At 53.5% G+C, this 15259-nt stretch carries 12 protein-coding genes and 4 pseudogenes; 7 read left to right on the top strand and 9 right to left on the bottom strand.

Features of this window, described 5'->3' with window-relative positions; translation table 11 throughout:
* From ATY02_RS12250 to ATY02_RS12240, 3 genes are all read right to left on the bottom strand, one after another.
* Complete coding sequence (locus ATY02_RS12250; RefSeq protein WP_068595939.1) at positions 1 to 2157, bottom strand: TonB-dependent receptor; 2157 nt, start codon at positions 2155 to 2157, stop codon at positions 1 to 3.
* Between the two features lie 73 nt (positions 2158 to 2230).
* Entirely contained in the window at positions 2231 to 2626 is a 396-nt protein-coding gene (locus ATY02_RS12245) for a DUF2946 domain-containing protein (RefSeq protein WP_068605576.1), read from the bottom strand.
* A gap of 171 nt (positions 2627 to 2797) precedes the next feature.
* Positions 2798 to 3658, bottom strand: a complete 861-nt coding sequence (locus tag ATY02_RS12240; RefSeq protein ID WP_164823651.1) for an SDR family oxidoreductase — start codon at positions 3656 to 3658, stop codon at positions 2798 to 2800.
* Between the two features lie 256 nt (positions 3659 to 3914).
* On the opposite strand from ATY02_RS12240, the gene ATY02_RS12235 reads away from it, so the two are divergent.
* Positions 3915 to 4802, top strand: a complete 888-nt coding sequence (locus ATY02_RS12235; protein ID WP_068595936.1) for a helix-turn-helix domain-containing protein — start codon at positions 3915 to 3917, stop codon at positions 4800 to 4802.
* Between the two features lie 61 nt (positions 4803 to 4863).
* Here ATY02_RS12235 and ATY02_RS12230 read toward each other — a convergent pair whose 3' ends face one another.
* Positions 4864 to 5046, bottom strand: coding sequence for a hypothetical protein (locus tag ATY02_RS12230; RefSeq protein ID WP_141698289.1), 183 nt, complete (start codon positions 5044 to 5046; stop codon positions 4864 to 4866).
* Positions 5047 to 5265: 219 nt separating this feature from the next.
* A complete protein-coding gene (locus ATY02_RS36565; protein WP_228022313.1) occupies positions 5266 to 5427 on the bottom strand; it encodes an MbcA/ParS/Xre antitoxin family protein in 162 nt (53 codons plus the stop codon).
* 283 nt (positions 5428 to 5710) lie between these two features.
* Here ATY02_RS36565 and ATY02_RS12220 point away from each other — a divergent pair, with 283 nt between their 5' ends.
* Entirely contained in the window at positions 5711 to 6511 is an 801-nt protein-coding gene (locus ATY02_RS12220) for an AraC family transcriptional regulator (RefSeq protein WP_068595917.1), read from the top strand.
* A gap of 80 nt (positions 6512 to 6591) precedes the next feature.
* Positions 6592 to 6771: pseudogene (locus tag ATY02_RS12215) on the top strand (LysE family transporter); the annotation flags it as partial.
* Here the strand turns inward: ATY02_RS12215 and ATY02_RS12210 are convergent.
* Positions 6770 to 7093 (bottom strand): annotated as a pseudogene (locus tag ATY02_RS12210) (ABC transporter transmembrane domain-containing protein); the annotation flags it as partial. The pseudogenes ATY02_RS12215 and ATY02_RS12210 overlap by 2 nt on opposite strands.
* 59 nt (positions 7094 to 7152) lie before the next feature.
* Here ATY02_RS12210 and ATY02_RS12205 point away from each other — a divergent pair.
* On the top strand, positions 7153 to 8181 hold the full coding sequence (locus ATY02_RS12205; protein WP_058182715.1) for an IS30-like element ISPsp8 family transposase: 1029 nt from the start codon (positions 7153 to 7155) through the stop codon (positions 8179 to 8181).
* A 28-nt stretch (positions 8182 to 8209) separates the two neighbouring features.
* Here the strand turns inward: ATY02_RS12205 and ATY02_RS35995 are convergent.
* The 3 genes and pseudogenes from ATY02_RS35995 to ATY02_RS12190 all read right to left on the bottom strand — a co-directional run.
* Positions 8210 to 8563: pseudogene (locus ATY02_RS35995) on the bottom strand (ABC transporter transmembrane domain-containing protein); the annotation flags it as partial.
* A 163-nt stretch (positions 8564 to 8726) separates the two neighbouring features.
* Entirely contained in the window at positions 8727 to 10535 is a 1809-nt protein-coding gene (locus ATY02_RS12195) for a sigma-54-dependent Fis family transcriptional regulator (RefSeq protein WP_164823649.1), read from the bottom strand.
* A gap of 127 nt (positions 10536 to 10662) precedes the next feature.
* Positions 10663 to 11691, bottom strand: coding sequence for an IS30-like element ISPsp8 family transposase (locus ATY02_RS12190; RefSeq protein WP_058182715.1), 1029 nt, complete (start codon positions 11689 to 11691; stop codon positions 10663 to 10665).
* A 191-nt stretch (positions 11692 to 11882) separates the two neighbouring features.
* Here ATY02_RS12190 and ATY02_RS12185 point away from each other — a divergent pair, with 191 nt between their 5' ends.
* From ATY02_RS12185 to ATY02_RS12175, 3 genes and pseudogenes are all read left to right on the top strand, one after another.
* The gene (locus tag ATY02_RS12185) at positions 11883 to 12797 is read left to right on the top strand and encodes a hypothetical protein (protein WP_164823648.1); all 915 of its coding nucleotides are present in this window, start codon (positions 11883 to 11885) and stop codon (positions 12795 to 12797) included.
* A 34-nt stretch (positions 12798 to 12831) separates the two neighbouring features.
* Positions 12832 to 14304: an aldehyde dehydrogenase family protein gene (locus ATY02_RS12180; RefSeq protein ID WP_083236053.1), complete on the top strand. Its 1473-nt coding sequence runs from the start codon at positions 12832 to 12834 to the stop codon at positions 14302 to 14304.
* 166 nt (positions 14305 to 14470) lie between these two features.
* A pseudogene (locus tag ATY02_RS12175) lies at positions 14471 to 15253 on the top strand (IS256 family transposase); the annotation flags it as partial.
* Between the last annotated feature and the right edge of the window lie 6 nt (positions 15254 to 15259).

The following is a 15259-nucleotide window of genomic DNA, read 5'->3' as shown; positions in this document are numbered from 1 at the left end:
TCAGTAACGCCACTGCACAGCCACTTCCAGGCTGCGTGGCTCACCCAGGTAGTACTGGGTGTTGCTCTGGTGGATGAAGCGGGCATAGGTCTCGTCCGTAAGGTTGCGCAACCGCGCACTCAGTTCGGTATGGGCATCCAGGTCGTGCTTGAGGAACAGCCCGTAGACCGTGTACGACTGCACCCACATAGTGTTGGCGGTATTGGCGTAGACCGAGGAGACATAACGCGCATCGGCCCCCACCTGCCAGTCCGGCGTGACATCATAGGTCAGCCAGAGGTTGGCCACGCGCTCGGGGATGTTCACCGGGTTCTTGCCCTTGCGCGATACCGCCACACCACCGACGTTTTCGTTGAACTCGTCGTATTCAGCACGTACCCAGGCGACGTTACCGGCGGCCAGCAACTGCGGGGTGATCTTGAACGAGGCGGCCAATTCAACACCGGTGGAGGTCTGCTGCCCGGCCTGTTCAGTGGTGTTCGGCACAGAGGAAGATGGCACCGAGATGTTCTTGCGCACGATGCGATAGGCCGCCGCTGTCGCCGAGCCGCGCCCATTGAGGAAGTCGTACTTGCTACCCACCTCGACCTGTCGCCCAGTGCTCAGGTCGAAATCGGCGACTTGGGCGACCGAGGCGCTGGTCAGCGTGCCACCTGGCGGCTCTGCCGAGGTGCTGTATTGGGTGTAGAGGCTGAGGGCATCGGTGAGGTCATAGACCAGGCCGGCCCGCCCGGTGAAGGCATCCCAGCGGCGATCCAGCTCGACACGGGTCGCGTGCTCGGTCACCTCGAAGTCGATATGGTCGTAACGCAGCGCGGTGATCAGCGCCAGGCGCTCGGTCAGACGGGTACGATTCTCGACGAAGGCCGAAGAAGTGTCGGTCCAGGTGCTGCGGCCCTTGGTGCGCGGGGCGTCCATGCCGGGGATGTCGAGAAACTCGTCCGGATCGAAACCGTTGGGGTCGACCGTATCGAAGTTCGCCGAGATCGAAAGCGGGTAGTTGGTCTGCTGGTTGCGGCTGTACTCCAGGCCGAAGGCCCAGTCGCTGTCCAGGCCAAACAGATCGCCAACACGGGTCAACTCGAAGCGGTTACCGTTGACCTCCTGATCATGCCGTTGACGGTAAGCAGCAGAGCGCGTTACCTCGGTGCTGTTGGCGTTGTAACGGTAACGCTCGAGGTTGCGGTAATCACGTTGGCCTTTGTAGTGGTAGAAGGTGTTGCGCAGTTGAGTGGCATCGTCCAAACGGTAGTCGGTGATCGAGCGCAACCAGCCGGTGCGTTGCTCGTAACGGCCATCCTCAACGTTGTAGTTGTTGAAGCGATTGCGCTTGTCGATATGCAGCTTGCCGCTCAACGGCTGCATCACCGGCGACCCCCAGTCCGGACTATCTTCCTGCTCTTCCAGATACTCGATGGCAAGAGTGTGGGATAACCGCTCATTGATGTCGCTAAGCAGAGAGAACGCCAGATTTCCAGCTTCGTTCTCCTGACGATCAATATAACCATTGGTATGGGTACGACTGAAGTCCAGGCGTGCGTAATGACGCGGCCCATCGCCTTGATTGAGCGCCTGATTAACGCCGATAGCGGTTTCCCAGGTGTCGTAGCGCGAGTAGCTCACGCGCCCTTCCAGGCTGTTCTTGTCCCTGCTCGCCAGCTTGGTGATGTAGTTCAGGCTACCGCCGACTGCACCGCTGCCGTTGAGGAAGGACGACGGCCCGCCCAACAGTTCGACCCGATCATAGATCCAGGCCCCGACAGGACGTGCTGAACCGCCATATTGCAGATTAATGCCGTTGAACAATTGGCCGATCTGCCCACCATTGAAACCACGATAGGCCACATAGCCCCCCCAACCAGGCGGTGCAGAAGCGTTCACACCTGGCAAAGCATTGGCGGCATCCTGGAAGTTACGTACTCCAAGACGCTCCATGGTCGCCCGGTCAGCCACACTGACCGAGGCCGGACTCTCTCGGGCACTCAGGTTGAGGCGCGAACCGCTCTCGATTGTTCTGTCCAAGTTGATGCCGGTAGCCTCTTCAGGCTCGGCGGCAACAGCGTAAACGATGCTGGCTGGCAGCGTCAGGGCGTCATCTTGCGCCCAAGCAAAGGAGGCGCTGCTGATAAGCAGCGCCAAGGTGGTCATACGAAACATGTGAGGCTTCCAGGCTTTTGTTCGATAAGCCCGCACGCAGCCGTGGCATCACAGCCATGCTAAACGGGCGATTTTATAGCGCAGGAAGCAGGAAGGGAGAGGCGCGAGGATTTGCTGGTGGCCAGCGATAACGGGCAAGTCGTGGGATGTGCAGTGTGAACAGCGGCTGCACGCGTTCTGCGGCAAGCAGCCCAAGAAGACCGAAGAACGCTGCGAGAATAATGGCGCTGAACAGACTGGCCAGGGCGCAGTTCGAGCCGGTGGCCGGGTTCGGCGCAACTACGCCGGAACCATCGAGATTGGCACCAGCACCAAAATTTCCGTCGAAAGAGCAGTACTGCCCATCAAGACCGCTGAGTTGCATACCGGTCATCTGACCGTGGCTGATCGCGCAGACAAACGCACTAAACAGGATGCTGAAGTAAAGCACCCATGCAGTCAGCGAACGTTCTTTGCGAGCAGTTTTCATGGGGCGGGACTTTACCACCAAGAGAATGTTGAATGCAGTAGGCCATGCATGTGAACTGATGCTGCGCGACAGTTCGCCACGTGAGAGTCTTCGACGCTCCCATAGATGTGGACACCTATCGTGCTCTTGGAGCGAGGGGCGCTCCAAGAGGCGTCGAACTGTTTCGCCTGTTCAGACAGCGATCTCAGCCAACCACTGTTGAAACGTGAGAGGCGTTAGCCCGAGTAGACGCTGTGAACTGGTTTCCTCAACGATGTTGTTAGCAGACGCCAAGGCTTGGGCCTGATAGCCAGCGACAACCCCAGCTGCGGCACCTGCGCCGAACAATGGGGCGATCATCGCGCCGAAGGCTTCGGGCTCCAGGCTGTTGAATGCAACCGGGAGATTTAGGTAACCCGCGAAACCTTTCGCAAGATCCATTCCGGTAATGGCGGGCGACTGGCCGACGCCGACCAAGCCGGTAACGCTAGTATCGATCAGCAGGCGCTCGACAACCTCGGCTACATCCAGGTGGGAACTCCAAGACACCGGATAATCGGCTCGTAGGGGATAACAAAGAATGCCCTGTGTTTTCACCGGTCCCAGCACAACGGGATTGAGCAGGTTCTCAAAGAAGAGACGCGGAGCTACCACAGCAAGCGACACACCGGTTTGCCGAACCTCGCGAATCAGTGTCGCGATCGCACTCTCAGTCGGGCTCTGCAGCGGCGAATCAGGCTCATCTACCACCCAGCCGCTGGTGGAAATCACCACGCGCTTCGGCTGTGCTAGGGCGATTGCCTGGGCGATGTTTTGGGCGTACTGCAGGCGATCTACCTCAGCGACCACCGGCAGATGGACGAAGACGCCCTCCGCTCCCCGGTAGGCCTCAATTAGCGAATCCACCGAGCCATTGTCGACCGCAATGGCAGGCACATTCTTTATGGCAGAGATATTGCGGACGGCTGCGACAGCATGTTTGCTCGAGCGGATAAGGCGCGCAAGGAGCGGTGCGCCCTGGGCACCTGTGGCACCGTGAATTACATAAGTCATGACAGCACCTCAAAAATAGTGTCAGGCCATCAGGCCCTGCATAGCGGCCGAATGACGGGTGACCCTGTGGTTATCTGCCGTCCTCATTGCTTGTCCTTTTAGATCGGCCTTGGCATGATCATTATTAGACGTAAGAAGCCAAAATAAACGGTATAAAGCAGACAATGATTAATACTATTAAGACATTTTTAACGAAAAAAACACATGTGAATCAGTTCGGGCAGTGTCGTCTCTATCTGGATGGGCGAAGGTGAGCATGGCTATTCAGCCTCTAGGCTATCAGCCACGAGCCTCCTACTCCCTCGACCTGGAAGTTTTCAACCTGACTGATTTACGCAATCGCTGCAGTAGGGCGAAGGTGCGTACGACCCACCGCTACGAATTTCACACCCTAGTGTGCGTCACGCAGGGCATATGCACCCAGATGGTCGACTTCCGCCCAGTTGCTTGTGCACCAGGGTCGCTGCTGGTTTTGCGACCTGGTCAGGCCCATAACTTCGGGCTTGAGGAGAATTGGGAAGGATGGATCCTGCTGTTCCGGCCGGAATTCGTGTTGCCGACATCAACCACGTCTCGCGATCTCAAGTTTGCGGTTGATCTGAAAAGGTTGCCGGAGCATTTCGTACTGGGCGACAACGACCTGCGGACAGTGACGGGGACAATCGAGCAGATTCATATGGATACCCAGCTAAACGCCACACTGAATGATGTGCATACACTGCTGCACCATCAGCTTTATGCGCTACTGACACGCTTGAGTATCCTGCAGGCTTGCCAACAATCGCAGGATACGGTGATTGCCCCAGCCCTACAGCGCTTCAAGCGCTTCCAAGAACTAGTGGAAGAGCGTTTTGCGCAGTCGCATCAGGTGGCTGACTATGCCAGCCAACTCGGCTACACAGAGAAGAGTCTGTCCCGCGCTGTAATGGCAGCGATGGGTGTAACATCTAAAGCCTTCATCGCATCGCGGGTTGCTCTGGAGGCCAAACGCCTACTGGTACATACAAACGTACCCGTCGCCAGCATCGCCTTGCACTTGGGTTTCGATGAGCCCACCAACTTCAGCAAGTTCTTCAGGCGCGAGGTGCATTGCACCCCTGCAGAGTTTCGCCGCCGAAAAACGACAGAAAATAGCCTGATTTAATCTGCGAAGCCTGCTGCTTGAGTTTAACGCGGAGCCTTGTGCGAAATGCCCGCGCGAATATTCAGAACTGCAGAGTTGCGCCGTCTTCAGGGATTTGCACGCGGTCGCTGATACCTTTTTCCTCTACGTACTGTGTTAGCGCCTCGCGGCTCAGAGCCATGTGATTGATCGCATCGAGATGAACCGCCACAACGCTGGCATTCGGTGCAGCTTGCGCGGCCCTGAGAACGTCTTCCTTACCCATGATAATGGCACCATCAAAGTCGCTAAGCTGGGCGTAGCCCGCATTCAGCACAATGACTTCGTCCTCATTACAGCGCGAGAGCGCTCATTCGGCATTGTCATTTCTATCACCATGAAAACCACGACTCCTATGGCAGCATACGCCTGGATTCATGACAGGTGGCCAATGCTAACGGGGTAGAACCCGATCTTTATACCGAGAGCAAAAGCAGCGACTTAGTCAAACCGGCAGTCCGTACTCAATAGAGAGCAACACCCGGTGTACAGTTCGGCCAGCGAACTCGGTTCTCAGCAGGAAAAAGGGTTGCACCTTTCCTAGCGCAATATTTGGCGACGTGAGCCACCGTGTCGACGCGACTTGATCTGACTCAACGACGTTCATCAGCACGTCGACAAGGTTCGTAAGTCGACAGAAGGCATCGCCCTCCGCTGGGGTCATGAGGGAAGCCGTTGGAGTGATGCCGATCCAGCCTGCCACGACGCAGGAATCAATACCTAGTTCCTCCGCCAAACGCGTGGTTCGCTCAACCGGGAGTCCACCCATGGTCGCCTGATGCCGGCTCTCATGGCTTTTGGACAAATGCATCCACGAAATTAGTGGAGGTTCAGTGCTATGTTATGTCGCTATAGCCCGCTTTACCTCCAACGAATGTTCTACATCGCCCATGGACACAAAAACTGAATTCTGGCGTGACCAAGCCATGCCCTATGTAGAGAGTCGGCGGGCATGCCATAGCCGTGCGTGTTACAAACCGCACAGTCATCCGACCTTCTCCATAGGGGCGGTAGACTTAGGCACAAGTAATTTTATTGGTGCGGTAGGCGGTGCGGTGCTCATCCAGCCGGGTACGCTGGTGTTCGTGCCATCGGCTTGTGTTCACTCATGCAATCCCTCGCCCGATACGGCATGGAGCTATCAGATGCTTCATCTGGATGCCGGATGGCTTGAGGCTCTCAAGCTTGAGTCGTGCGCCGAAAAACAGGAGTGCGTGGTACTGACCAGCGATATCTCCACCTACTTAAGATTTTGCCAGCTCAATACCCTCTTATTCTCTGCCGCGAGCGTGAATGAGAAAGAAACTGCTCTCATTGAATTCATAGGCGACTACGATAGCAGCCGTCAGGGAATGATGGCCGTACCCATGACGCCAGCCTTCGCGAGCCGCAGGCTTAAGACCGTCATGGATAGCTTGCAAGACGACCAGGCGGGTATGCAGTCGCTGGTTGAGCTGGCACGAATGGCCCACATGAGCCGCTATCAGTTGATTCGGGCGTTTCGCACGGCAACCGGTATGACGCCTCATGCCTACCAACTAAATATACGCATCAATCAGGCCCGCGATTGGCTGCGTCAAGGTGCAGAGCTAGCCGATATCGCCTATCGCTTGGGTTTTGCCGATCAAAGCCACTTTCAGCGAATTTTCAAAGCGCACGCTGGTGTGACGCCAGGGCTCTATAGGTCATAGCGCCGCGCAATTTTCTTCAATACAAGACCTTTGGCTGCTTGCAGACTTCCATGGATTACATCCTTGGAGGTTGGACAGTCATGCAGCAATTTTTGATTATTGTCGCTGCGCATTTCCTGGCGTTGATATCACCAGGCCCGGATTTTTTTCTCGTTGCCCGCACATCAATCGCCGCCGGTTGGAAGAGGGCAACAGGGGTGTGTCTGGGCATTGCGCTGGCAAACGGTGTGTTTATTGTTGCCGCTTTCGGCGGAGTGTCTGGGCAAATTTCATCGATGGTAGGGTTTCAACCAAAAAGGAAGAGACATCAGCTGAGCGCTCGCGAAGGCCACGAGTATGCGTTGCAACTCGGCGTCGCATCATCCGTAACCAAAGCACTTCAAGAGGCACTAACACGACCAACAAAAGAGACAGCTGCCACGATAGGACGACCATAAGGGTGACCGCACCCAGCAGTCCGATAATGCTCGAAACAGCCGTAAATAAAGCGTCTACAGAAAATCGCTGAATCTCGGCAACATCCCCATCCAAGCGCGACATAAGATCGCCAATCCTTCTCCTACCGTAAAACGCAGGCGATAGGCTCGGCGGCGGCAAAAACTGAGTGCAACACCTGACCTTTCCGGTACGGTGCTGCCCCTATGTCATATACCGAACTCAGCGTTGAAGAACGCGCCACCATCCAAATCGGCCACGCCCAGGGCTTCAGCCTGCGCAGGATTGCTCGCCTGATCAATAGGTCTCCTTCGACCATCAGTCGAGAGCTGCGCCGCAATCGAGATGTCTGTGGCAGCTACTCGGCCCGCGCGGCCCAGGAGCAGATGAAGGCCCGCCGCCAAGTCTGTCGACCGAGCCGAAAGCTGCTGCCGGGGAGCGAGCGCTTCGAACTGGTGGTTCATATGCTGCGTGAGCGTTTGTCTCCCGAACAGATTGCCGGCAAGCTGCGCCACATGAACATACCTAGCCTCAGAGATGCCTACGTCTGTCGCGAGACGATCTACAACGCGATCTATGCCCTGCCAGTGGGTGAGCTGCGTAAGGAGCTGATCATCTGTCTGCGCCAAGGCAAGACGACGCGCCGGCCGCGCTCTGGTGGCGTGGATCGGCGCGGCCAGATCCCCGAGATGGTCAGTATTCATGTGCGCCCGCCGGAGATTGAAGACAGGCTGATGCCGGGGCATTGGGAAGGCGACCTCATCAAGGGTAAGGCCAACGCCTCGTCCGTCGGTACGCTGGTGGAACGCACCAGTGGGTACCTGATGTTGGTGAAGATGAACGACGCGACGGCGACTTCGGCGCTGGAAGGCTTCAGCGCCGCGCTCAATAGCATGCCGCTGGAGATGCGCAAGAGCATGACTTACGACCAGGGCCGGGAGATGGCGCGACACGCCGAGATCACCCAAAGAACCGGCGTGGCGATCTACTTCTGCGACCCGCACAGCCCCTGGCAGCGCGGCAGCAACGAAAACATCAACGGCCTGATTCGCCAGTACTTGCCCAAGGGCACAGACCTGTCGGTACATAGCCAGGAGGAGCTGGACGCCATTGCGCTGCAACTGAACATGCGACCGCGTAAGCGCTTCGACTTCAAATGCCCAATCGAAGTTATGGACGAGGTGATGCAGAAGGCCATGGCTATGCGGCATGATGCTCCAGTTTCAATTCAATGACCGTGTTGCACTCAGCTCCTGCAACCGCCCTCTGTAAATGGCTATACAAAGAATCACGCAAATTGAAAAGAATTCGACCTGAAAGTCGAGTATGCAGGTAGCGACTTGCTCCACCCAGCAGTACGCCAAAGATACCGACTAAAACCATGGCAATAGCAACCTGCAACAGCCGGCTGAAGTCTCGCCCCAACACGCCTTCGTCAATGAGCATTTTGGTAAGCCATGGTTGTGCTAGCACTAGCACTGAAGACGTAATAGATAGGCAGAGCAACCCAACAATTGCCCAGAGGTGCGGTCGAACAAATGTAAACAGCCAACGGAGAGAGCGTTCAAGTTTTTCCCGATCACGGCTATCAATTAGCCGGACAACTAGCCGTAACAGCATTACATATACCTTTAGGCACAGCGAAACGCTGGGCTGGCCAGATCGACTGCTGTTGGATGAAATTATTTTTTAAAGTAAAGCTAGTATTCTCATTGGAGATGCCGAACTTACCTGAGAAAAATTGCACTGCTCATAGCATGCGTATTGGTAGTTTTGTAAGCTACTCATTTTTTAGCCTCCGGTAAATGGTGCCTCTTGCAATTCCCAACTGCCTAGCAGTCTCCTTTATGTTTCCTTGATTAGCATCGAGTACATCTTGAATCTTTTTTTTCTCGAAATATTTAAGAGACTTAGTCTCTAACTTACAACTAGCACCAGCAAGACCGGGGAAATGTTCTGGGAGAATAACGTTTCCAATTTCCGCCAGAGCCACTGCCAAACGAATACTTTGCTCTAATTGCCTTATATTTCCCGGCCACTCCTGCTGAACCAGCAAACTAAGTGATTCTGGGTGCAATGTGCCCCCTTGGTACTTTTCTATCAACACTTGGATTAGCCGTTCAATATCCTGGCGCTGACGCAAAATTGGCATTTGCACCTGAAGACCATTGAGGCGATAGAAAAGATCCTCTCTAAACTTCCGCTCAGATATAAGCTTGTTTACATCACAATGTGTTGCACTGACAATTCGAACGTTTATTGGGTGGCGTTCAGAACTACCCAAGCGGGTAATTACTCGCTCCTGAAGAACCCTGAGCAAGCGGGTTTGAAGAGCTAGGGGCATATCACCAATTTCATCCAACAATAAGGTTCCTCCGTTGGCCTCTTCAATACGTCCCTTGGCCCCCCCCTTTCTTGCACCAGTAAATGTTCCTTCGACATATCCGAATAGCTCTGCTTCAATCAGATTTTCTGGGATGGCCGAACAATTGATGGCAATGAATGGAGCCTCTGGGCTCAAGGCGTTGTGAAGCGCTTGAGCGAAGACCTCTTTACCCGTACCTGTTTCACCGAGCAGTAGTACAGGGATGCTAGCTGCGAATGCTTTAGCTGCCATTTTGAACTGCTGATTCAGGCCCTCATCTGAGCCCATCGAGCTCATTGCATTCGAGGAATAGGCTTGTTTCCTACGCTGGTCTTGAACAACCAACGACTGGGCATATACCGATGCCCCATCATTTAACAGCATCAAGCTTGGTGAGTTAAATATTACAGACGCCGAATTATTCTCGAAAAACTGCCCCCAGCTCAAATCCTCCCCTTCCTTTAGAACATGCTGAATGCCAAGAATATTTCTCGCAGTATTGTTTGCCGCCTGAACAATTCCATCACCATCTATGGCTATCAACCCTTGAAATGGCGTTCCAATCAGCCTTGGATCAAATTGTAGAGCAATAATCTGACAGCCTTCCAGCGTAGAATACAAACGACTTTCTACGGCCATGGCAGCGATTTTTAATTGCTCTAATACAGCAGGCGCATTACGAGTACCAATACCAGTAATATCTAGAGCACCAATCAACTCCCCACGCAAACCATACAATGGCACCGACACACAAAAAAACTGCTCGAATTCTTTTAAGTAATGCTGACCACCATAAATAACCATGGCCCTTTGGTCATGCAAGGTACAACTGGGAGCAGTGGTTCCTATATCGACCTCATGTACGCGCTTACCGACACTGAGTGGGTTCAGAGCATCAGGCATTGGAGCATGCTTGGCATATACGATTACGCCCTGCGCATTGACACAGAAGAGCGTCCAATCGCGCCCGCCAAATACGCCCCATAAACGGTCAATTTCGGGCTTGACGCAAACGGCAAGGTTCTGATCAAAGCCACTTAGTTCGTGATGGGAGGAATGACTTCTTAGACGCCGATCCCATGGAGACAAGCCGACATCTCTTGAGCGCTCCCATGAACTCGCGATTGATGGAGGTAGAAGCCCCAAAGGGAGTGAATCGCCGTCCAATAGACGTCGTCGAGCGTCATCAAGAGCTTGTTGATCCAATATATAGCCAATACTCATATTCAAGTCGCTCTTTATAATCATGCGTATTGAGGTGATATTTAGTTACTCTTCATCAGCTAAGCAGCTCCGTCAAATATATTTTTAGTCTTTAACTGGGCGGTTGCAGGAGCTGAGTGCAACACGGTCATTGAATTGAAACTGGAGCATCATGCCGCATAGCCATGGCCTTCTGCATCACCTCGTCCATAACTTCGATTGGGCATTTGAAGTCGAAGCGCTTACGCGGTCGCATGTTCAGTTGCAGCGCAATGGCGTCCAGCTCCTCCTGGCTATGTACCGACAGGTCTGTGCCCTTGGGCAAGTACTGGCGAATCAGGCCGTTGATGTTTTCGTTGCTGCCGCGCTGCCAGGGGCTGTGCGGGTCGCAGAAGTAGATCGCCACGCCGGTTCTTTGGGTGATCTCGGCGTGTCGCGCCATCTCCCGGCCCTGGTCGTAAGTCATGCTCTTGCGCATCTCCAGCGGCATGCTATTGAGCGCGGCGCTGAAGCCTTCCAGCGCCGAAGTCGCCGTCGCGTCGTTCATCTTCACCAACATCAGGTACCCACTGGTGCGTTCCACCAGCGTACCGACGGACGAGGCGTTGGCCTTACCCTTGATGAGGTCGCCTTCCCAATGCCCCGGCATCAGCCTGTCTTCAATCTCCGGCGGGCGCACATGAATACTGACCATCTCGGGGATCTGGCCGCGCCGATCCACGCCACCAGAGCGCGGCCGGCGCGTCGTCTTGCCTTGGCGCAGACAGATGATCAGCTCCTTACGCAGCTCACCCACTGGCAGGGCATAGATCGCGTTGTAGATCGTCTCGCGACAGACGTAGGCATCTCTGAGGCTAGGTATGTTCATGTGGCGCAGCTTGCCGGCAATCTGTTCGGGAGACAAACGCTCACGCAGCATATGAACCACCAGTTCGAAGCGCTCGCTCCCCGGCAGCAGCTTTCGGCTCGGTCGACAGACTTGGCGGCGGGCCTTCATCTGCTCCTGGGCCGCGCGGGCCGAGTAGCTGCCACAGACATCTCGATTGCGGCGCAGCTCTCGACTGATGGTCGAAGGAGACCTATTGATCAGGCGAGCAATCCTGCGCAGGCTGAAGCCCTGGGCGTGGCCGATTTGGATGGTGGCGCGTTCTTCAACGCTGAGTTCGGTATATGACATAGGGGCAGCACCGTACCGGAAAGGTCAGGTGTTGCACTCAGTTTTTGCCGCCGCCCTGGGTTAGCACTGGAACATTTGGAGATGGCGACGCTGCTGGATGGACAGACGGCAATGAACGTAGAACCAAAATCGAGGACGCATATGCTGGCTGGCGCTCCGGAAGTAAATTCCCTAGTCTCGGTGATAATGGAGTGGACATCTCATTTGGCCGCCAGAATATTGCCATTGGCGATGGGTTTCTAGTTGCTGGTGATTCGCTAAATCTTGGCAGGGGCATAGCAGATGGCACACTAAATCGTGGCGGCGCCTACTATCTAACTGGAAGAAAGAACTTTGATCAAACGGCTGTTTTACGTGTCGGTGGAGCCAGCGGCTTAAGAAGCGATTTGATGTGGCTTCAATCAGATAATCCTGCTCAAGCTAAAGCCCGCTTAGCTATAGCGACTTTGGAAAATATTACGGAAAAGGGGACGATCGGCCTTACGTACCTCAAAGTAACCAATACTGACAAGCGTTTTGATTTTTTGAATAGAGATGGTACAAAAACATATTCATTGCGCGGGCAAGGCAATATCGGATACCCCGATCTATTTCTTTCAGCAGAATATGCCGAGCAGATAAAAAATGACAGGTCAAATGAAAGCGCCTGGTACGTTGAAGCGGGCTGGAAATTTTCGGATTTGTATTTGTCTCCAACCATTAACTATCGATACAGTCGGTTCTCGGAAGGATATGATCCGTTATTTTACGGCAACGTAAGGGCACTTGGTACATGGTTTCAAGGTGAGGTGGCGTCAAACTACGCGGGCCCTTTTAACTCAAATACAAGGGTAAAAAGTATATCACTTTCGATCGCTCCCACATATAAACTGTCCATAGGTATGCTTTTGTTCAATTTTGATACAGTAGGCAAATCGGGGACTTTTTCAAATCTCGACGCTAAGGAGGTTGATATCTATGCTTTATGGAATATCAGTGAGCATGCATTCCTTATGCCATTGATCGGAATGTTTAACCCAGATGCAGATTTAGATCATGGCGGATCACAGCTCGGGAATTCGAAATCAAACTTTTACACCCAGCTGCTACTGACAACAAAATTTTAAATTTAAACATAAAAAACATAACCAGGTGATCAGTATGGGACTCAATTACGAATGCTATCCGGAATTTCACGAGCTACCATTAGCCGGCACTTGGCGACGTGGCCGTGCAAATGCACTATTGTCAGTTTTTGATCCATTTGATGGCAAACTTTTGGCATCGTTATCTCAGGCAACTTTTGAAGATCTAAATGATGCTTATTTAACGGCAGCTGCAGTTCAACTCGAATGGGCTAGAAAAAGTCCTGCTTTTCGCGCGGATGTGATGCTCCGAGCAGTTGAAATTTTCGACACCCGTCGTGAAGAAATTATAGATTGGATAATTCGCGAGTCTGGGAGCAGTCGCACCAAAGCTATGGTTGAATGGAATGCTGCCAGAGCAATAACGCTCGAATCTGCATCCTTCCCAACTCGTGTACATGGTCGCATCATGCCGTCCAACGTTCCAGGCAAGGAAAATCGAATCTATCGTGAGGCCTTAGGTGTTATTGGGGTTATTAGCCCCTGGAATTTTCCAGTACACCTCACTCAACGCTCGGTAGCGCCAGCACTTGCCCTAGGAAACTCAGTTGTTATAAAACCCGCAAGTGATACTCCAATCTGCGGGGGATTGTTGCTGGCAAGAATATTTGAAGAAGCAGGTTTGCCTGCAGGAGTATTAAGTGTCGTTGTGGGATCGGGCGCTGAAATAGGTGATGCATTTGTCGAGCACCCTGTTCCCAAATTTATTTCGTTTACAGGTTCTACTCCTATTGGCTTAAACATTGGACGCTTGGCCTGCGGCCAATATCTAAAACATGTTGCGCTTGAGCTGGGTGGCAATAGCCCGTTTGTAGTTTTAGCTGACGCTGATTTGGAATTAGCGGTAAACGCCGCAATCATGGGGAAATTCTTCCATCAAGGCCAGGTGTGTATGGCGATTAATAGGATTATCGTGGAGGCGCCCGTATACGAGTCCTTTATTGATTTATTTGCACAGCGCGTGAGGGGGCTTAAAGTCGGCAATCCAAACTATTCTGATACCGTGATCGGCCCAATCATTAATGCCCGCCAACGCGTCGCCCTCGAGAGAAAAATTGCGAAAGCAGAAGAGCAAGGTGCGCGGGTAATTGTATCCGGTCAGGTCGTAGGGCAGTTGATTCCTCCCCACGTGTTTGCAGATGTAACCGCAGATATGGACATTGCAAGAGAGGAAATATTTGGTCCACTTGTTGGCATTCAGCGCGCGGATGATCGTGAGCACGCATTGGTTCTTGCAAATCTAACTGAATTTGGCCTTTCTAGCTCTGTATTCACAGCCAACTTAGAGCTCGGCGTTGCGTTTGCCCGTCAGATAAACGCTGGCATGAGTCACGTAAACGATATCCCCATTAATGATGAACCACACGTTCCTTTTGGTGGTGAAAAAAACTCCGGACTCGGAAGGTTTAACGGAGAATGGGCGATAAACGAGTTCACCACTGATCATTGGGTCAGTGTTCAATCTAGTCATCGAAAATATCCTTTCTAACTGATTTGAGATGTACATGGCCGATTTTTTTCAAAAAAAGATCGTGTCCCTGAAAGTAATGTAACTGAACCAGCCGAAAGCGCCCTGTGGGCGAAAGAGGATGGTCATCGTGGTTCTTGGCTAATGTTGAGTTTACGAAGACCAAACACTCACCATAGAAACCACGATGACCAAGCCCACTATCGAATTGACCGAGTTGGTTGAGAAAGGTGCAGGCGCCGATCTGCTCAAGCAAATGATCCAGTTCGTTGCCCAGCGGATGATGGAGTTCGACGTTGAGAGCCTGTGCGGCGCAGGCTTCGATGTCAAAAGTCCAGACCATATAAACAGCCGCAACGGCTACCGCGACCGCCTCTGGCAGACTCGTGCTGGCGACGTTGACCTGAAGATCCCGAAATTGCGTCAAGGCAGTTACTTTCCAGGGTTTCTGGAGCCACGCAGAACTGCCGAAAAGGCGATGGCAGCGGTGATTCAGGAAGCCTACATGCAAGGCGTTTCCACACGCTCTGTAGACGAGTTGGTCAAGGCCATGGGCATGTCCCGCATCTCTAAAAGTCAAGTATCGCGGCTTGCTGGCGAGATTGACGAGCGTGTCCATGCCTTCCTTGATCGACCCCTTGAGGGCGACTGGCCTTATCTGTGGATTGACGCGACCTATGTCAAAGTCCGGGAGGCGGGGCGCATCGTCTCGGTCGCGGTCATAATCGCCGTAGCGGTAAACACCAATGGAGGCCGGGAAATCCTGGGTATGCGGGTTGGTCCATCCGAAGCTGAGCCGTTCTGGACGGACTTTCTGCGCAGTCTGATGCGACGCGGGCTACGCAGTGTGAAGCTGGTAATTTCTGACGCTCACGAAGGGCTTAAAGCTGCCGTTTCCAAGGTCTTCCACGCGACCTGGCAGCGCTGCCGCGTCCACTTCATGCGTAATGCCATGGCCCATGTGGGTAAGGGGTAG

The sequence above is a fragment of the Pseudomonas sp. BIOMIG1BAC genome (genome assembly GCF_001705995.2).
Lineage (GTDB): Bacteria > Pseudomonadota > Gammaproteobacteria > Pseudomonadales > Pseudomonadaceae > Aquipseudomonas > Aquipseudomonas sessilinigenes.
The sequence above is the reverse complement of the archived record's forward strand: the minus strand, read 5'-3'. Positions and strand labels throughout refer to the sequence as shown.